The organism is Psychroflexus aestuariivivens, assembly GCF_004010055.1.
In the GTDB taxonomy this organism is placed as follows: Bacteria; Bacteroidota; Bacteroidia; order Flavobacteriales; family Flavobacteriaceae; genus Psychroflexus; species Psychroflexus aestuariivivens.
Map to the genome: position 1 here is coordinate 1 of NZ_RQVT01000052.1, position 20,784 is coordinate 20,784.

Sequence of the window (20,784 nt, forward strand, 5' to 3'; positions counted from 1 at the left end):
AGTTTGTGAAGTTCCCGTTAATTTGACTTTAAATAATATTGAACAGAATTCAGTAGATTTAAGCTGGGATAATACGTCAACAGCTGTGAATGGATTCACCTGGTATATTTTTGCTGAAAATGACGATCCTTTAGTCGATGCGCCATTACAAACCGGATCAACAGCTCAAGGAGTAACCGATGTAAATATTACTGGTTTAAGCGAATCTACAACTTATCAAGCTTTTGTAGAAGCCAGTTGTGCCAATGACATTAGCGATTTATCCGAAGCTCTTGTATTTACAACAGCAAACAGTTGTGAAACGCCGTCTAATCTTGTGATTTCAAACATAACTTTAGATGGAGCAGATTTAAGCTGGGATGATACTTCGAATTCAACAGATGGTTTTATTTGGTATGTTTTCAATTCTGGCGATGATCCAAACACTTCAACACCAGTAGATACTGGTATTACATCAAGTGGAGAAACTAATGTAACAATTGACGGTCTAAACTCAAATACTGTATATCAAGCTTATGTTCAATCTGACTGTAATTTTGACACAAGTAACTTGAGTGGAGCAGTTAGTTTTACAACTCTGGAAGAATGTGACGCACCAACAAATTTAAGTGTCTCAAACATTCAGCAAACTTCAGTTGAATTGAACTGGGATGACGATGAAAATGCAACCGTCGGTTATGTTTGGTATGTTTTCAATCAAGGTGACGATCCTTTAACTGCAATTGCAGTTCAAAGTGGCGCAACGATTTCTGGTGTAAATTCTGTAACTGTAAATGGGCTGGATGCTGAAACACCATACCAAGCTTATGTAGAAGCAAGTTGCGAATCTGGTTTTTCAGATTTGACCAATCCTGAAGACTTTTCAACATTATCTATAAATGATGCGCCAGTTAACGACGATATTTGCGATGCTATTGTACTAGGTTTAGAAAATGGAACCACTAGCGACCAGTACACAAATGCAAACGCAACTACACAAACTGATGAAGCTTCTGGCTCATGCTTTAGTAGCGATGCTGAAAGCTCAGTTTGGTTCAGTTTTGTTGCGCCTTCTTCTGAAATCGTTGAGGTTTCATTCGATAGTGGCGGTGGCATAATCAGTCCAAAAGTTGCTGTTTTTGAAGCTATAAACGGATGTACAGATTTAGCCAGTTTAGTTGAAATTTCTTGTAATGTAGATTTCAGTATGAGTTCAGAATTTGAAATCAGCGGTTTATCTGAAGGCACAACTTATTATATTCAGGTAGATTCGGAAGTTGCTAATGTCGGTGATTTTGGAATTTCAGTTGAAGAAACCTTATCAATCAGAGATGGTTTTGATCAATTCAATTTTAGTTTTTATCCAAATCCGGTTAAAACACACCTAAACATGAGCGCTTCAGCTAATATTGAAAAAGTAATCATTTACAACATGTTAGGTCAAGAAGTTCAAACACTTTTGCCAAACAATATGCAAAGTGAAATTTATCTTGAAAATTTACAAACTGGAAAATATTTAGTGAAAGTTACCATTGATGGTGCCACTGAAATTTTTAGTATTCTCAAGGAATAAGTTTTTCATAAATTATTATTCAAAACTGCCTGTTGAATTTCTTCAGGCAGTTTTTTTATGTTTTTTTTATAAAAAAGGCAGTTTTGTAACAGCTTAGAGCTAAATGGGAAAAAGGTTTTAACTTAAATTAAACGCTCTTATTAAGGCTTTATCCAAACTAAACAATAAATTTGAATCTTATTAACAACACGTGAAAAATACTAAAAAGCAAAATAAACATTGGGCTAAACGTCTTGTCAGAATAATTGGCAAGACTTTGCTAATCTTGTTTATTCTGTTCATTCTTTTGGTTCTTTTTATAAGATCTCCGTGGGGGCAAGACATTATAGTCACGCGTGTGACCAATTACGTGACCGAAAAAACAAACACAAAGTTTGAAATTGAAAAACTTTATATTACTTTTTCTGGAGACATAAGTCTCGAAGAATTGTATCTGGAAGACCAACAAAACGATACTTTAGTTTATTCTAAATATCTTGAAGCCGATATACCATTTTATCCAATTATCAAAGGAGAAGGATATAGTTTGGATGCTTTAGAATGGAGAGGTTTAAAAGCAAATATTTCAAGAGAAAAAAATAAGAGCGATTTCAATTATCAGTTTTTAGTCGATGCTTTCGCTGGAGAAAATCAAGCTGACACCAGCAAAACCAAAAACCGTGAACCGATGAATATTTCAGTTGGAAATATTCACTTTCACGAGTTTGATTTAAATTTTGACGACGAAAAAAAAGGCATGTCCGCTCATCTAAATCTTGGCGATTTTACACTTGAAGGAAAGTCTTTGGATTTGGAACAAATGAGATTTCATATTTCTGAAATCGCTTTGAAAAATACAGATTTAAAATATTACCAAACTCAACAACTCGAAGACGAAAAAGAGAGCGAAACTTCTAAATTACCGTGGTTAATTGTAGATGATTTCAGCTTTGAAAATATCAAATTAGATTACCAATCTCAGCCTGAAAACTTACAGTTTTTCGGAGATCTAGCAGAATTTGAATTAGTCAACCTCAATGTAGATTTGAACCAACAAGATATTTCATTAGATAAATTATTGTTCAACGATTCCAGTTTGTCTTTACAAATGCAGTCTCCAGAACAAGAAAGTGAGGAAAAAGCTCAAAACACAAAATCAGATACTTTTTCATGGCCAGAATGGGCGGTAAATGTCAGTGAAATTTCTATAAATCGAAATGCTATTTGTGTGCTTCAAAATGGAGAAAATTCTCAGTTTGGAAAGTTCAACCCGCAAGCTATCGATTTATCTGATTTTACTTTTCAAGGTGAAAATTTTGAAGTGTCCAAATCTGAATCGCTAAGTGCAGAACTAAATAAATTTCAATTTATTGAAGCCAGCGGTTTCGAATTGAAAAAATTTGCTTTTGTAGCCAATTTAAATTCAGATAATTTTCAACTACAGAATTTGAATCTTGCCACCAACCGAAGTGAAATAAATGGAAATTTAAACCTAAGTTACAATTCGTTACAAGATTTGATAAATCACCCAAAATCTACTGATTTTTCATTGGGTTTTTCAAATTTCAATCTGGATGCTAACGAAATATTTTTATTTTCACCTGACTTGAAATCAAATACCTACTTAAAAGTAATTGCTAAAAATAAAATAAATGGAAACCTAAATATTGATGGTCGTTTAGCTGATTTCAATGTTGAAAAATTCAATTTGAATTGGGGGAAAAACACCAACTTCAACACCAAAGGTCGAATTTCAAAAATCACATCACCAGATTCACTTCAACTGAATTTAAAAAGCTATAGTTTCAAAAGTAATCGCGTTGACATTCAGAAGTTTGTAAATGCTGAAGATTTAGGTATTCAGATTCCAAAATCTATCAATATTAACGGTCAATTGAATGGTGGTTTGCAAGCTTTATCCACCAAAACCAAACTTCAAATTCCTGAAGGCAAAATCGATCTAAATGGCGAATTCAGCAATAAAAATAAAATAGCGTACAAGGCAGATTTAGAAATCGATGATTTGGAATTGGGACAATTGTTGGAAAATCCAAGTTTAGGAAAATTGAATATGAAACTTCAATCTTCTGGTGAAGGCAAAGATTTGAATTCTCTGGATGCCAAATTGACCAGCCAAATCGACAGCCTTGATTATGAAAATTACAGTTTCAAAGGTTTGGTCATAAATGGCGATTTAAAAAACGGCAAAGGCGATGTTAAATTGGACTACAAAGACAAACATCTGGATTTGGCTTTGAATTCCAAAATTACACTCGATTCTGTTTCGCCTAAATTTGAAATTGATTTGGATTTGAAAGGCGCAAGATTGTCGGCTTTAGGACTTACAGATAAAGATATTCGAACTAAACTGAACCTTAAAGCCATGTTTGAAGGCAATTCAGAAACTTTTCATTTTGAAAGTCAAATGAAAGACGCTGTTGCAGTTTACAACGATCAAACCTATTATATTGGTGATTTAAGCACCGTTGCGGATATTGACGAGAATGAATCCACAATGTCAATTAGTAGCAATTTTTTGAATGCAAATTTTGATGCCAACGCAAATCTGAATGCTATTTCTAAAGCCATTCAAAAACACTTAGCTCATTACTATAAAGAAAGTTCTAATCAAGAAAAAACCGAAGAAAATTCAAAATCTGTTGTTTTTAATTTGAAAGCAGATTTTTATGAAACCCCTGTGATTTCAGAAGTTTTTGCGGATGGCATTCAGAAAATGGACACTTTACATACCAAGATTAGTTTTGATGAAAGTAAAGCCAATTTGTCTGCAGAAATGAATTTACCTTTCTTAAATTATCAAGATAATAAAGTTGAAAATTTGAATTTCATTCTGAGTTCAGATGAATCAACTTTGGATTTCAATTTTGGATTCGATCAAGTTGAAGCTGGACCGCTTCAAATCGCAAAAACAAATTTTGAAGGACATTTTGCAGACAATACTTTAGCGTTGGATTTCAACGCATTCAAAGATGAAAAGCAATTTTTTCATATCATGACAACTTTGTCCAAAACTGAAGATGGGAATTATTCATTTCATGTTCAGCCTAAAGATTTGTATTTGAATGGAAAACTTTGGCAAATTCCAGAAAATAACGCCATTGAATACATCAGAAATGACGGTGACGAAAGTATTCAGGCTTCAGATTTTGACTTGACCAGAAACGATCAATTTATAAAAATCCGTGATAACTTTGATGTTAAATCTCAACACATTGGTCTGGAATTTCAGCATTTCAGTTTGTCAACATTGACTAACTATTTAAATCCTGAACAACGCATTGCTCGTGGTGAAATGAATGGTAATTTTATTATTGTCGAACCGCTTAAGACTTTAGGGATTCTGGCAAATTTAGAAGTAAAAGATTTGTCGATAACTGAAGTTGCTTTAGGAAATTTGAAAATGGAAGCCGAAGCTTTAAATCAGGAAACTTATGATTTCCAAATGTCGCTAAAAGACAAAGGTGTAGATTTCGATTTAGTTGGTGATTATTTTACTACGGTTGAAGATTCTAAATTGGACTTAGATTTCAACTTGAACAAACTTGAATTGGCTACAGTTCAACAATTTTCAGAAGAATTTATCAAAGATGCTGAAGGCTATCTTGAAGGAAGTGTCAAAATTGAAGGACCTTTAGATGATATTAAATACGATGGAATTTTAACTTTCAATCAAGCAGGTTTCAATTTGAAACCCTTGAATACAAAATTCAATTTTAAAAATGAAAGTATTACTTTGAAAAATGAAGAAATTGCTTTTTCTAATTTTCAAATTCAAGACCAAAAAGGTAATATCTTCAAAATAGACGGCGATATTTCTACGGAAAGTATGATTAACCCTAAATTTAATTTAGACTTTAAAGCCGACAAATTTCAATTATTAAACTCCACAGCAAAAGACAACGATTTATACTATGGTAAATTACAGTTTGATGCTGATGCTAAGCTGCGTGGAGATTTAAATTTCCCAGTATTAGATTTAGATTTGACCATAAACGAAAATACAAATCTAACCTATTTAGTTCCCGAATCACAAGCTAGTATTGAGGAACGAGAAGGCGTTGTCGTTTTTGTAAATAAGAAAAATCCAGAAAATATATTAACTAAAACAGATGAAGAAAAACTGGATGCTATGATTACTGGAATAGAGTTGAATAGTAATATTAAGATTCAACCCAAAACTGAAGTAAATGTAGTCATAAATAAACGCACAGGCGACAATTTGAAAATTAAAGGCGGTGGAGATTTCCAATTTAAAATCAATAGAAATGCTAAAATGAATTTGGTTGGTAAATATGAAGTCAACGATGGTCATTTTGAATTGAATCTTTACAATATTGTGAAAAGGAAGTTCGATATTGCTAAATCTAGCAGTGTAACTTGGACTGGCGATCCAATGAATGCAAATTTAGACATTCGTGCTATATATAATATTGAAACATCTGCATCATCTCTAATGGCAGCGCAAACTACAGGTGAAAATGTTGCTGTCAAAAATAAGTACCGCCAGAAATTACCTTTTATGGTTTATCTGAATGTAGATGGTGAAATAGACAGCCCAAAATTGACTTTCAAGCTTGATATGCCAGAGGCTAATCAAGGCGCAATAAATGGATCGGTTTATGGTCGAATTACCCAATTGAATCAACAGGAAGAACAATTGAATAAGCAGGTATTTTCTCTTTTGGTTCTCAATAAATTTTACCCAGAATCTGGAACTGATGGAAGCCAAGGTGGTCCTGCAAGTATAGCTAGAGAAAATTTGAATCAGGCCATTTCTGACCAATTGAATACTTTTTCTGAAAAATTAACGGGCAATACAGGTGTCCAATTGAGTTTTGATGTAAACAGTTATACCGATTATCAAGGCGAAACCGTTCAAGAGCGAACTGATGTAGACATCAACGCTCAGAAAAAACTTTTCGATGATCGGTTAATCGTTCAAGCAGGAAGCCAAGTAAATGTTCAGGGAGAGCAACGTCCGGGAGAAAATACTGCTGTAGTGGGCAACGTGAGTTTGGAATATTTAATTACAGAAAATGGCCGCTGGCGTTTGAAAGGTTTCAGAAAAAGTGAATACGAAAATGTGATTGATGGTCAAGTTTTTGTTAGCGGAATTGCTTTAATTTTTAGAAGAGAATTTAATAAATTTAGAGTTTTGTGGGACAAATCTTACAGAGAATCTCTTCAAAATGAAACCTCTGAAGATAAAGAAAAATCAGACAAAGATTCCGATAAGGATTCTGAGGAAAATACAGATAAAGACAACAAATCTAAACAGGAAAACGACGACAAATAATTTATGAAAAATAACAAATCGACATACATTTTCATTTTTTTCTTGATTCTAGTTTTAAGTTTTCAATACAGTTGTAGTGTGAAAAAATATGTTCCTGACGGAGAGTTTATTTATGACGGCGCTGAGGTTGAAATCGAACAAAAAGAGGGAGAGTCTGACAAGGATATGGAAGAAGTTGTTAGCGAAGCGCTTTCTAGAAATGTGAATACAAAGTTTTTTGGAATGTATCCTGGATTATATTTTCACTATAAATCGCAACGAGAAAAGCCTGGCTTCATCAATAAATTTTTCAATAAACAAATCGGAGAAGAACCACTTTATTTTTCTGATGTAGAGGTTGAAAGTGCAGAGAAAATTATTAACAATCGGCTTGAAAATAACGGTTTTTTCAATGGTAGAATTCAGTCTGAAATCTTAGCAGACTCAACCAAACGAAATGTGGAAGTGAATTACAAAATTAACTTGCCAGAACCCTACAGAATGGCAAGTTTCAAACTAGAGAAAACAGAGACAGACACACTTAAGTTTTACAACGATTTAGCAGAAGCCCTACAGGGTTCTGAAATCAAAGCGGACATGCAATTCGATTTAGATTTTTTCAAATCTGAACGCGAACGAATTGACAAATATTTGAAAAGACGAGGTTACTATAATTTCAATTCAGATTTTTTAATTTTTGAAACCGACACGAATCAATACGACCAAAAAAAATACGATTTGTATTTGCGTTTGAAAAATGAAGTTCCGCAACGCGCCTTTTCCCCTTATGTTATAGATGAAGTAAATATTTATCCTAATCGTGGGCTTGAGGATGATAAATCAGGACGCGATACTACGAATTTTGAAGGCATGAATTTTATTCAAGATCCTATGTTTTTCAAGCCTAAAAGATTGAAACCTTATGTCTTGATAGAATCTGGAGACTTTTACGATTCTCAGAAATCTAGATTTACCAGTCGCCGTTTAGCCTCTATGCAAACTTATAAATTTGTGAATATTGAATATTCAGAAACGGATACAGTTGCAGATAAAAACGGACATCGACACTTAAAAACCGATATATATCTTTCTCCTTTGAACAAACGGGCTTTACTTTTGGAGCTTCAGGCGGTTACAAAATCAAATAATTTTGCTGGCCCAAATTTAAGTTTGACCTATTCTAACAGGAATTTGTTCAAAGGTGGTGAATTGCTCAGTATTTCAGCGAACGCTGGTTATGAACAACAATTTTTTGGTCAAACAGGAGATCGCGGATTGAGTAGTATTCAATTGGGGCTAAAAACAAGTATAACATTTCCGAGATTGATTTTCCCTGTTGATTTGAATGAAAGTTTCAAATACGCCATTCCAAAAACTAAGGTTAGTTTAGGTATAGATTTTCTTCGTCGAAGTCAGCTTTACACGCTAAACTCAGTATCAACTTCATTCGGCTATATTTGGGAAGGCAATAGTTATGTAACGCATCAACTGCGGCCAATAAATGTAGAATACGTCAATTTAAGCAACACTTCCTCTGAATTTGAACAAATTTTGGATGAAAATCCTTTTTTACGTCGGAGTTTCGAACAACAATTTATTGCTGGTTTGGTTTATAGTTTCACTTACAATGAAATCAAAGATCAACAGACTAGCGAAGGGATTTATTTCTCTTCCAATTATGATATGGCTGGTAATGGTTTGGATTTATTTTCAAATTCAAATTCAAATGAACCCAAACGCTTTTTAGGTTTAGAATATGCACATTATGTCAAAGCAGATATTGATTTCAGATACCATTTAAAACTTGATGACAAGGAACAAAAATTAATAGGTAGAATTTTCGCTGGAGTCGGACAACCGCTTGGCGATACAGAATCGTTGCCTTTTGTTAAACAATATTTTGCTGGCGGACCTTATAGCGTTCGTGCGTTTAGAATCCGGTCCTTAGGTCCTGGAACTTATAGCCCAGAGGACGGAAGTAATTCATTTTTTGATCAAGCTGGAGATATGCGTCTTGAAGCCAATATAGAATATCGTTTCCCGATTTTTAGCTTCCTTAAAGGTGCTGTTTTTGCAGATGCCGGAAATGTTTGGTTGATGAACGAAAATTCAGCTTTACCAGGTGGAAAGTTCTCATCCGATTTTATGAATGAACTCGGAATAGGGCCTGGCCTTGGCTTGCGCATAGATATTCAGGGATTCGTTATTCGTTTTGATTTGGCTGCACCATTGAAACGCCCTGCGCAAAAATGGGATTTTGAAGTGAATAACACGATTTTGAATTTTGCCATCGGATACCCATTTTAATTTAAAATCAGCAATTATATTGAAATTTAGTATTTATGTAAATTTAAGCACCTAAAAGTGAAATAAATGTTAGGAGTTACAACATACAATCAAAACTTTCATTTTAAACTGTAGTTTTGTAAAAAATATTTATAATGAATAAAATTACACTTTTAGGAATATTGCTAATATTTCAAATTTCAATAGGTCAAAACGTAATTATTAATGAAGTTGACTCTAATACACCTGGTGTAGATACACAAGAGTTTATAGAGTTGAAAACACCGACACCAAATACATCTATGCAAGGTCATGTTTTGGTGCTTTTCAACGGGTCGAGCGCTGGTGGGAACTCCAGTTATTTTGCTTTAGATTTGAGTTCATTTACAACAGATTTTAACGGTTTATTCGTGCTAGGTGGACCAGAATTATCACCAAGTCCAAATTTCAGTTTGCCACAAAATTTTATTCAAAATGGTGCTGATGCAGTTGCGGTTTATCAAGGATCTGAATCAGATTTTCCAGAAGGAACTGTGGCAACAGATAACAACTTAGTCGATGCTTTAGTTTATGGTACTAGTGATCCAGATGCTACTGGACTCTTGAATTTGCTAAATGAAACCGAACAAATAGACGAGAATGCCAACGGTAACGATGACAATGAATCTATCCAAAGAAATAACGACGGAACTTGGTTTGTTGACTTGCCAACACCTAGAGTGCCAAATGATGGTGGTGGTGAAACTCCAATTTTTATAGATGTAGTAACTGGTGGTGAAACTGTTGAAGAAGGTGAAGATTATATTATAACTTTTTCAACGTCAGAAACTTTAACAGAGGATTTAGACATCAATTTCACATTAACCAATGGAAATTTCGATACCGATGATTTTACAGGAAATACCAATTTAACGATTCCAAGCGGTGAAAATTTAATCACTACAACCATTTCAATTGTTGACGATAGTGATGACGAAGGCGATGAAGTGATGCTTATTGACATCGATGAGTTATCAGATCCATATATTCTAAATTCCAATGATATAGAAATCATTGTTATTGATAATGATTTTGTCGTTGCTGCTTGGGGACCACCAACCAACCCGACTTACGATGAAGTAACTTCTACCCAGCCAGGTGGATATTACGATAGTTTGGACGGATTATCGGGAGATGCTCTCAGACAAGCAATTCAGGATATTATTGCTGAAGAAGGTGTGGTGAGAATCCATACTTATTCAGATATTGTAAATATTTTAGAAGATGCTGATGAAAGTCCGCTAAATAGCAATGAAATTTGGTTAGTATATAGTGAAGAATCCAGACCAAAATATCTTTACCAAACTGGTTCTACAGGAACAGGATTTTGGAATCGAGAGCACGTTTATCCAAGATCACGTGGTGGTTTTTTCAGTATAGAAGAAGATGGAGAAGCAACAGGAATTGACAATTGGTGGAATACCAACGCAGATTCTACCAGACATGCTAACTCTGATGCTCATGGTTTACGTGCCGCAGATGCCAATGAAAATAGTTCTCGTGGTAATAAACATTTCGGAGATTATGTAGGTCCAGACGGAAATGAAGGAAGTTTTAGAGGAGATGTAGCTCGCGCAGTTTTCTATCTTGCTGTAAGGTATAATGAACTCTCTGTTGTTGACGGATTTCCAGATATGGAAGGTCAACTTGGTGATCTTGCAACACTCTTGAATTGGCATAGCATTGATTTGGCAGATGATTATGAAATGCGTAGAAACAATATCGTTTACGAATGGCAAAACAATAGAAATCCTTTTATAGATTTCCCAGAATTGGTAAGTTATATTTGGGGAGATAATGCTGGTGAAGTTTGGAATCAACCAATGTCTGTTGAAAAAGAAACTTTTGATAACATTGCCTTGTATCCAAATCCAGCCAAAGATTTTATAAAAATCAAAGGCTTAAAGGTAGAATCTGATATTGAAATTTATTCCGTAACTGGTCGCCAAGTGTTTTCTAAAACGGTTTCACCACAAGAACAAATAAATCTAGACCTTAATACAGGTTTATATTTGGTGAAAATTACTACTGATAATAAGTCAACAACAAAAAAAATGATTATTAAATAAATTATTTTTTGAAATAATATAATGAAAGCCACTTCTATATGAGTGGCTTTTTTATTTTTACTAAAAAAGACAATGAAAGCAACTTACTTTAAATATACTCTCAATTTCAAGCGTCCGAGTGGCACATCTAGAGGTGTTTTGAAAACTAAAGAAAGCTGGTTTATTAAAATAGAATCAGATGGCAAAGTCGGAATTGGTGAATGCGGTTTGCTTAGAGGTTTAAGTATAGACGATCGCCCAGATTACGAAGAACAACTCCAGTGGGTTTGTGAAAACATCAATCTTGGTTTGGAAAATTTATATGAATCCATGAAGGATTGTCCATCAATTCAGTTTGGTTTAGAAACTGCATTTTTGTCTTTAAATTCAAAAAACAAATACGAATTATTTCCTTCTGAATTCACCAGGGGAAATCAAGGCATGATTATCAACGGTTTAGTTTGGATGGGGGAGAAGTCGTTTATGAAATCTCAAATACAAGACAAAATAGATCAAGGTTTCAGTTGTATAAAATTGAAAATTGGCGCCATTGACTTTCAATCAGAATTAGATTTGCTTCAATACATTCGGCGTGAGTTTTCGGCGTCTGACATTGAATTGCGAGTTGATGCTAACGGTGCTTTTCAGCCAAAAGAGGCGTTGCATAAGTTAGAAAAACTCAGCAAATTCAATTTACATAGTATAGAACAGCCCATAAAACAAGGACAATGGGATAATATGCGTGATTTGTGTAAAAAAACCCCCTTGCCAATAGCATTGGATGAAGAATTAATAGGTGTAATTGATGTAACAAAAAAACAAGAATTGATACAAACTATTCAGCCGCAATATATCATTTTGAAACCGAGTTTAATTGGCGGTTTTGAAGGTAGTCAAACTTGGATAGATTTGGCAGAACGGACAGGAACTGGTTGGTGGATGACGAGCGCTTTGGAAAGCAATATTGGTTTGAATGCGATTTCGCAATTCACTTTTACCAAAGCCAATAAAATGCCACAAGGTTTGGGAACAGGGAGTCTCTACACCAACAATATTGACTGTCCATTGGAAATTGTCGGAGAGAAAATTATGTATAATCCAAACTTTACTTGGGAGAGTAAATTTTAAATAAAAATATGCAAAACAGGACATTCATTCAGCAAGCTTATAATGGTAAAATTGGTCGTTGGAAATACCTTATTCCTGCCATCTTGTTTTTTGGTTTGATGGGGCTAAACATCTTGGTTTCAACTATAATGGACATAGACCAGTCCAAAATTATTGCAGATCAAATAGAGAGAGACGGCAAAAATTTTACGTTTTTCACACTCTTAGCTCCGTTTGCAGTTTTGCTAGGTTTGCTTTTTATTTATGTGAAACTAGTACATAAGCAATCCATAAGATCACTTACAACAAGTCGAAAAAAAATAGACTGGTCACGGGTTTGGTTTGGTTTTATTCTGGTAGCTATTCTTATAACTGCAATGACAGTTGGTGATTATTTGTTGCGTCCTGAAGCCTACGAGATGAATTTCAACTTTTCTCAGTTCATCATTTTAGCAGCTATTGCCATAATTCTAGTGCCGCTACAAACCAGTTTTGAAGAATATATGTTTCGAGGCTATTTGATGCAAGGTATTGGTGTGATTTCAAAATATCGATGGGTTGCATTATTTGTTACCTCATTGATTTTTGGCTTGATGCATTTTGCGAATCCAGAAGTCAGCATGCTTGGTCCAGTAATTATGATTAGTTATATTGGTACTGGATTTTTGTTAGGAATCATGACTTTAATGGATGAAGGCATGGAACTTGCGTTAGGATTTCATGCAGGAAATAACCTTATAACTGCACTTTTGGTCACTGCTAATTGGACGGCTTTTCAGACCGATTCTGTTTTGATTTATACAGAAGAACCAACCGCTGGTTTTGATGTTCTTATTCCAGTTTTTGTCATTTATCCAATTTATCTATTTATTATGGCTAAAAAATACAAATGGAGTAATTGGAAATCAAAATTATTTGGAAAAGTACAGCCAGTTTCAGACAAATAGTAAACTAAATTTAACTCAAATTTAAGATTAACCATTGTTTGAAATAATAATATTGTAATGAACGTTAACATTCATTATTATGATTGATAATTTTAAAGAAATTCATCCAAATTTTAAATTGAATGGAGTTCATTTTGATCGCAAAGATTTATATACAGTTGCTTATAGTTTTATCAAAGAAGGTGAAAATTACGAAGAGCAAATCGGCAATTTTCTTATCGACTGGCTCAATGATGATTACGATACTATAAAAATAAGAACATCAGGTTCTACTGGTGAACCAAAAACTTTTTTTGTCGAGAAACAAAAAATGGTTAACAGTGCTTTGGCTACTGGAAAGTATTTCAAAGTTCAAGAGAATACTACAGCATTGATGTGTTTACCGGCAGATTATATCGCAGGACGAATGATGTTGGTCAGAGCAATGATTTTAGGATGGAATTTAGATTTGGTACAGCCAAAATCCAATCCAATTGACGAAGTTTTCAAAACTTATGATTTTTGTGCTATGACGCCTTTCCAAATGGATAATTCACTCGGTCGGTTGCATTTAATCAAAAAATTGATTGTTGGTGGCGGTGCGGTTTCTGAAAACTTAATTGCTTTGGTTCAAGGTATTCCAACCAAAGTTTATGAAGTTTATGGCATGACAGAAACCATTTCTCATGTAGCAGCTCGCAAACTGAATCCTAAGCATGAACAATCTGAAATGCGACCTTTTAAAGCTCTACCGAATATTACTTTTAGCCAGGATGAACGCAATTGTTTGGTTATAAAAGCTCCAAAAATTGTAGATGAAGAAGAACTGGTAACCAATGATATTGTTGACTTGCTGACTTATAAAAAGTTTTATTGGAAAGGCAGAATAGATAATGTAATCAATTCTGGAGGTGTAAAAATCTATCCTGAAGTTGTTGAAAAAAAACTTCAGAAAACAATTACGCATCGTTTTTTTATTGCTGGCATTCCAGATGATGCTTTAGGAGAAAAAGTGGTACTTTTTGTTGAAGCTCCTGATGATCGAAAATTTTTGAGTAACTTGAAATATGCGATCAATAAAATCAAAGATTTCGAAAAATACGAAAAGCCTAAAAAAGTTTATCTAATTGAAAAGTTCGAAGAAACTGATTCAGGTAAAATTCATAGAAACAAAACTTTAGAAAAATTGATGGGTTGATTATTGGATATTCTAATTCGTATAAATCAACATTAATTTTTTAAATTTTAGCAAGGCCTTTATAAAAGACTTTCATTTCTCAATCCTATTAAGAATTCTAGTTAATGATTTTGTGTCTGTTACAACTCACCGTTTTGCTGTATTTTAATTGTTTGTCACCAATTCAACATCTATATAAAAACCAAATTTATTGATGGCTAAATCTTTAATATTTTCCAATTCAATATCTATTTCTGTCCATTCTGAATTTATGTCAGTGCGTTTCAATTCAGCTTTATTTGAATTTTTGAATTCTACAGGCATTTCGAAATTTTTTACATCAGTTTCCCAGCGCATAAATAATTTTTCATCATCAGTAAATTTCAATTGAAGCTTTGGTAATGTAGTATGATACAAATATTGCTGAAAAATAGGCTTCAACTTATAATCGATATTTTTATCAAAAAACTGAATTACGGCTTCAGTATTTGTAATGGAGTGCTTAAAATTTTGATAGAATTTTTTCAAAACTGACCACCAAACTTCGTCATTGTTGACAATGCTTCTAATGGTGTTTAGCATATTTGCACCTTTATAGTACATATCACTAGAACCTTCATCATTCACACCGTAATTTCCAATAATTGGTTCTCTATTACTCACTTGACTGCGCAAGCCGTATAAATAATTTATAGCGTCTTTTTTGCCAAATTCGCATTCTACATAAACCGATTCTGCATAACTTGTGAAACCCTCGTGAATCCAAAGATCGGCAATATCTGCTACGGAAATACTGTTGCCAAACCATTCGTGCGCAGATTCATGTATTATGATGAAATCCCACTTTTTACCTACGCCAGTGTGCGACAAATCTGTGCCAGCATAACCGTTTTGGTAACCATTACCATAAGCAACTGCGCTTTGGTGTTCCATGCCTAAATAAGGTGTTTCTACAAGTTTAAATCCATCCTTTTCAAAAGGATATTCACCAAATTTTTCATAAAAACATTGCATCATGCCTTGCACTTGTTGAAACTGAGACTTAGCTTTTTCCAAATTATATTTCATCACGTAATAATCCATTTCCAAATCTTGAAATGAATCTTCAAAATGTGTATAATCTCCAATATTAACTGTTATATTGTAATTATTGATTGAATTTTCAACACGCCAGTGCCATTTTGTATAGCCGTTTTTCATCGGTATTTCCTCTATCAACCTTCCATTGGAAACATTCATCAAACCATTAGGAACGCTAACTTTTATGTCGGCTTGATCAGGTTCGTCACTAAGGTGATCTTTGTTTGGATACCACAAGCTAGCGCCGGTGCCTTGTACAGCGACACCAATCCAGGGCTTTCCATTTTTATCTTTGCTAAAGACAAAGCCGCCATCCCAAGGTGGATTTTTGGCTACAATCGGCTGACCTGAATAGTAAAATCTGATGGTTTCAATATTGTTTTTTTGAAGCTTTTCAGGAAAGTCAATAAAAACGGCATTGTGTTTTCTGTTATATTTCAAATGTTTTGAATTGAAAACAATAGAATCGACATTCATATTTTCAAACAAATCAATTTGAATTTTTTTGGTGTCCTCGACAACTTTAAACTTAATGTCGTTGAACCCAATAATGTTTCGTTTTTCAGGATTAATTTTAATATCCAAACCATAAGACAAAACATCGAAAGAAGTGCGTTCTGGCCTTAAACTACCGCGTAAAGTGTCGGCTTTAGTGAATTGTTCTTGTTTTTCGCCCAACAATTGTGCGTGTATTGTTAATAGTGGACAAAAAATAAAAATGAAGATGTATATTCGTTTCATAAGTTAAAAACTTAATATCAATTTGAAATTACAATTATAATATGAAAAAGTTATTTTTAATCATGTTTTGTCTCACATTTTTGGCTTGTGGTCAAGATAGTCATTTGGTTGAAGGCAAAGTTACAAACAATTCTAATGAAGCAATAGATAGTGTTTTAATTCAAGTTATGGGTACAGATTTGAATAGCTATTCAGATGAAAGTGGAAATTTCAGAATTAATACAAGAAATAGGGGAGACGAACTTATTTTTTCAAAGAAAGGCTACGAAATGCAACGACTACCGATTGAAAATCGAGAAAACATCAATGTTGAACTTCAAACTGAAGAATAATCCTTGATTATTCAAGGAATCAAAAACTTGTGTTTTTATTTATCTTTGATGTTGCAAACAAGCTAAAATAATGTGCCAATTCAACTTTTTAGTAACGAATAAAAATTCTCACTCATCAGAAATCAGAAAAATTGTTTCTGATTATGGACTGAATTACGAAGAATATAAATTTGATATACCTAACTTTGTTGAAATTCGGACTTTTCTGACAACAACTAATAATTGTGATTGTGGATCTGTATTAGGGAAAAAATATTCTGATGACTCATCTGAATCTGATTGGAGTAATGAACAGAAAAAACTCGAAAGAAAACGATTTTCAAAACGTCGAATTGAATTGCTGTTGGAACAAAAGCGAAGGGAATTTGCAGTTAAAAACTCAAAAGAAATAGAACTAGAAAATAATGAATCAAAAAAGTGGAGTGAATTTCTTAATGATAATCGATTGAAAAGCAAACTGAACGAAATTGGAATTTTATATCACCGATTTTCTGGTGAATTAAAAAACGAGCAAATTAAAGTTGGAAAAGAAAAAATAAATTTAGTGGAAACAGTAAACATTGAGTTTTTTAAGAATATAAAGGAAAATGAACTAAATTGGATTAAACTCTGATTAAAAGTCAGTTGGCAACACTGCAAATCTTTCACTGCTAATTTATTGTCTGAAATAGGGGTTTTGGATTTTCTGGAAGTTAAAATTATAATTTGAAAAATATTTGAATTTTTAGTTCGAGCCACTATTTTGATTTTTTCTTTTCAGCAATAGCCACAGCGTTTGATTATAGAAATAAAAGCTAGCGTTTTAAACAGCAGAAAAAAACTAAATGTTATACTATGCTATAGGTGAAAGTTAAGGAGATTAGGGTTTTTAGTTACTTTTCTGTAGTAATATTTTTATTTTCTCTCAAATTACATTTGCAGTTTAATTTTTAACATTAAAAAAGAGTAGTTTTTTTTGAAAAAATACTAAGTTCTTCTGAGGTATTACTTTACTAAATTAATCAGTTTCTTATTTAAAAACGACAGAGTCTTATTTATTTACTTCTTGTGAAATGTTATTTTTTGAAAAACCATCATTTATAGGATGTCAATAGTATTTAGAAGACCTGTTTTATTATTCCGATAGTTTTTTTATGGTTTCTGAAGTTTGCAATTCATTTGTTAATATTTAGATTATTTTAAGTTTCAAAATAAATCCAGAGAGGAATTTCTATTTCTGTTTTTATGTTTGAAATTTTTTCTTTAGCTTAGATGTCTATTTCATCCTAAATACTATCAATCTATGATTACGAATGTGACTCATGCTGGCGAAGCTGTGGTAAATATTAAGTTCTAATGGAAATTAAACTTAAAAAAATATATCACCGCAATCAAAATCGTATTGGAATTTTCTTTTCAAAAGAAGATTATAATGATTCTGTGCGTCAAAAGCTTTATAAAATCGATGCGAAATTCAGTGCTAGCAAAAAATGTTGGTATTGCGATTATAACAAGTCTTGTTATCATTTTTTAAAATCGAATTTCGACAATATTAAAATTGAAACATCTCAAGAACATTCTAAATCAAACAAGGTAGCCGAGAATAAATCTCGTGAGATTCTACCCATAGCGCAAAATATGCGCGAACGGCAGCAAGATTTTCCTAAGGATAATCAGCTTTCTGCACATAAACAGAGCAAAGATTCTGTTGACCCCCGTTTGAAATTGGAAGTTTTGCCAGATGTTGGTAAATATTGGGTGTTGAAAATGAATTATGTTGCCCCGATTGTGAAGCAACTTAAGAAAGTTAAAGGCGTGTATTGGAACAAAACACATCAAGCTTGGATGGTTTTTCGTCACCCCAAAGTCAAGGCAAATGTGGAAGCCATACTTGGTCAGTCTGTCTTGCCAAAGCGTTATTTTGATAAGGATGAACAAATTCTTGGTGATTTCACCATAAATATTCAAATTTATGAAGACGATGTGCGCTATATGAAAGTATTTGTTCCCGATAATACTCAAGTCATAGAAACTTTAAAGCGACTGTCTTATCAGCGATATAGCAAAGCAAAAGGCTGTTATTTGATGCCAGCAACACCAGAAATGATGAAAGCTTTAAAATTGCATTTTTCTGGAGATTCAGTGAAATTTGAAAATGAACTTCCAGAATCTTATTTGAAGAAATCTAATTTCATAAACACAAAATCAAGGAAACTTAGCAGTACAAAGCAAAATTTATTAGCGACAGTACCAGGGCATGCCAAGGTTTTTATTACTGAAATGATGGATACTCTTATGGCGATGAATTACAGTCCATCAACCTTACGGACATATACTTCAAATTTCATTACTTTTTTGAGACATTATGAATATCGAAATCCAGAAGACATTTCAAGGAAAGAAGTTATTGCTTATTTAGCCAGACTAACAGAACGTGGTTTAACGTCTTCAAGTGGACACATGGTTTTGAATTCTTTGAAATTTTATTTTAAAAATGTACGTGAGTGGGAAGACACAGCTTGGGAAATCCCGAGACCAAAGAAAGAAAAACGCCTACCAGCAACCTTATCTATACAAGATTGTCAGCGTGTTTTTGAAGCAGCAAACAATCCGAAGCACAAATTGATAATGTTACTGGCTTACGGAGCTGGTTTACGTGTGAGTGAAGTTGTGAATTTGCGTTGGTCTGACATTGATTTTGATTCACACAAGATTAATGTAAAATCTGCCAAAGGAAAAAAAGATCGCGTTGTGATGTTGCCGTATTCAATTTTGAGTTATTTTGAAAAATACAGGAGTTTGTACGACACGAAAAATTACGTTTTTGAAGGGCAAATTATCGGTGAACCCTATGCTATTGGAAGCGCACAAACGATGATGCGTCATGCAGTAAAGAGAGCGAATATAAACAAACACGCTACAATGCATTCATTGCGTCACAGTTTTGCGACCCATCTTTTGGAAAGCGGCACAGATATTCGATTTATTCAGAAATTTCTTGGACATTCAAAAATAGAAACCACGACGATATACACACATGTGTCCAAAGTTAGTGTTGAAAACATTCAAAGTCCATTGGATCAAATGACGAATCAAAATAAAACTAGTGCTGACAAGAAAAATTAAAAAAGTCGCATATCTTTGTTGATATAAATGAGTTGTATGCAATTTGAGAAAACTATGCGAAAAATAACAATCATACTTCTGATATGTATATTAAGTGCTTGCGAAAAAGATTGTAAACTTGAACGAATTGATGAAAACATATTCGATTTAAGACAATTAAAAGAAAAATATTTCCTGACATCTGACTCAAATGAAATTGACAGTTTAATTATATCAACGAAAATTGATATTTATGAAAAAACGTCTTTTCAAAGCCCAATGAATTATAGGGAATGTGAACACTTCAAATCTTATAAAATAGAATTTAGAAACGAAGTAATTGATATTTCTTTGAGAAAAACTGACAAAGGAATATTTGAATTAGACGCATTATTTTGGTGTGGAGAATCATTAAATCAAATTGAAATAAATCCAACAGAATTAATAATGGACAAAGAGTATGTTTTTAATAGAAAGACTGATTGCGAAATGCGGAATAGTCAAATAGAAACTATAATTTTAAACGGATTTAAAATAAAGACTTTGAAAACGACTGACAACAAAACATGGAATCTGGCGGAATAAAAACTGCATACAACAACGTGTATAATTCATTGCTAGTACTCGTTTACTTACGAAAATCCTCGCGGATTTTCTATTCGGTTTGTATTTGCTAAATTAGTTGCTGAAACACGCAACGAAATCATACACAAGACCGTTGTGCAAAAGCTAAGAATTTTTTGTTTTTGAAAAATAATTGATGAATTTGAAATTTAAGACTTTCGAGTAAGATTTTGAAAATAATTTCGTCAATTTGATTCTGGAAATTTGACTTTGATTTTTCCGCAACGAAATTTGACAAATCCGAAGTAAATCGCTTTTTTGGTAATTAAAATTGATTGTGAGAATAAAATTCACGGCTGATTTTAATTCCGAAAACTAAAAAATGAACGTAATTTCTAAATCGAAAACTTGTGATTAAAAACGAAAATTTTGGCTGATTCGAAAAGTAAAAAGCCATTGCACAACACTGCATATCGCTCATTGCGGATTTGCTGTTGAAATCGGAGTTTTGGGATTTTCTGGAAGTTAAAATCATAAATTGAAAAATAATTGCTAATTTTCCCGCAACGAAGC

At 33.3% G+C, this 20,784-nt stretch carries 13 protein-coding genes; 11 read left to right on the plus strand and 2 right to left on the minus strand.

Going from position 1 to position 20,784, the window contains the following annotated elements; genetic code table 11:
* The 7 genes from EIG86_RS11330 to EIG86_RS11360 all read left to right on the plus strand — a co-directional run.
* On the plus strand, positions 1-1,552 hold a 1,552-nt coding region (locus EIG86_RS11330), incomplete at its 5' end, for a fibronectin type III domain-containing protein (RefSeq protein WP_127846300.1).
* A 190-nt stretch (positions 1,553-1,742) separates the two neighbouring features.
* Positions 1,743-6,848: a translocation/assembly module TamB domain-containing protein gene (locus EIG86_RS11335; RefSeq protein WP_127846301.1), complete on the plus strand. Its 5,106-nt coding sequence runs from the start codon at positions 1,743-1,745 to the stop codon at positions 6,846-6,848.
* Between the two features lie 3 nt (positions 6,849-6,851).
* Positions 6,852-9,134, plus strand: a complete 2,283-nt coding sequence (tamL, locus tag EIG86_RS11340; protein WP_127846302.1) for a translocation and assembly module lipoprotein TamL — start codon at positions 6,852-6,854, stop codon at positions 9,132-9,134.
* A 134-nt stretch (positions 9,135-9,268) separates the two neighbouring features.
* On the plus strand, positions 9,269-11,221 hold the full coding sequence (locus EIG86_RS11345) for an endonuclease (protein ID WP_127846303.1): 1,953 nt from the start codon (positions 9,269-9,271) through the stop codon (positions 11,219-11,221).
* A 72-nt stretch (positions 11,222-11,293) separates the two neighbouring features.
* Positions 11,294-12,328, plus strand: coding sequence for an o-succinylbenzoate synthase (locus tag EIG86_RS11350; protein WP_127846304.1), 1,035 nt, complete (start codon positions 11,294-11,296; stop codon positions 12,326-12,328).
* Between the two features lie 8 nt (positions 12,329-12,336).
* On the plus strand, positions 12,337-13,254 hold the full coding sequence (locus EIG86_RS11355) for a CPBP family intramembrane glutamic endopeptidase (protein ID WP_127846305.1): 918 nt from the start codon (positions 12,337-12,339) through the stop codon (positions 13,252-13,254).
* A 79-nt stretch (positions 13,255-13,333) separates the two neighbouring features.
* The gene (locus tag EIG86_RS11360) at positions 13,334-14,431 is read left to right on the plus strand and encodes an AMP-binding protein (RefSeq protein ID WP_127846306.1); all 1,098 of its coding nucleotides are present in this window, start codon (positions 13,334-13,336) and stop codon (positions 14,429-14,431) included.
* 144 nt (positions 14,432-14,575) lie between these two features.
* Here EIG86_RS11360 and EIG86_RS11365 read toward each other — a convergent pair whose 3' ends face one another.
* Positions 14,576-16,231 carry a M1 family metallopeptidase gene (locus tag EIG86_RS11365; protein WP_127846307.1) on the minus strand — a complete coding sequence of 552 codons (1,656 nt, stop codon included), beginning with the start codon at positions 16,229-16,231 and terminating at the stop codon, positions 14,576-14,578.
* A 41-nt stretch (positions 16,232-16,272) separates the two neighbouring features.
* Here EIG86_RS11365 and EIG86_RS11370 point away from each other — a divergent pair, with 41 nt between their 5' ends.
* The 4 genes from EIG86_RS11370 (at position 16,273) to EIG86_RS11385 (ending at position 20,232) form a co-directional block, all read left to right on the plus strand.
* Positions 16,273-16,563 (plus strand): carboxypeptidase-like regulatory domain-containing protein, encoded by a 291-nt coding sequence (locus EIG86_RS11370; RefSeq protein ID WP_127846308.1) that lies wholly within the window; start codon positions 16,273-16,275, stop codon positions 16,561-16,563.
* A gap of 70 nt (positions 16,564-16,633) precedes the next feature.
* The gene (locus EIG86_RS11375; protein ID WP_127846309.1) at positions 16,634-17,176 is read left to right on the plus strand and encodes a hypothetical protein; all 543 of its coding nucleotides are present in this window, start codon (positions 16,634-16,636) and stop codon (positions 17,174-17,176) included.
* A 722-nt stretch (positions 17,177-17,898) separates the two neighbouring features.
* The gene (locus EIG86_RS11380; protein WP_127846310.1) at positions 17,899-19,668 is read left to right on the plus strand and encodes a tyrosine-type recombinase/integrase; all 1,770 of its coding nucleotides are present in this window, start codon (positions 17,899-17,901) and stop codon (positions 19,666-19,668) included.
* A gap of 54 nt (positions 19,669-19,722) precedes the next feature.
* Positions 19,723-20,232, plus strand: a complete 510-nt coding sequence (locus tag EIG86_RS11385) for a hypothetical protein (RefSeq protein WP_127846311.1) — start codon at positions 19,723-19,725, stop codon at positions 20,230-20,232.
* A gap of 304 nt (positions 20,233-20,536) precedes the next feature.
* Here EIG86_RS11385 and EIG86_RS14230 read toward each other — a convergent pair.
* Positions 20,537-20,784, minus strand: a 248-nt coding sequence (locus EIG86_RS14230) for a hypothetical protein (protein WP_205030473.1), incomplete at its 5' end; no start/stop codon positions are given.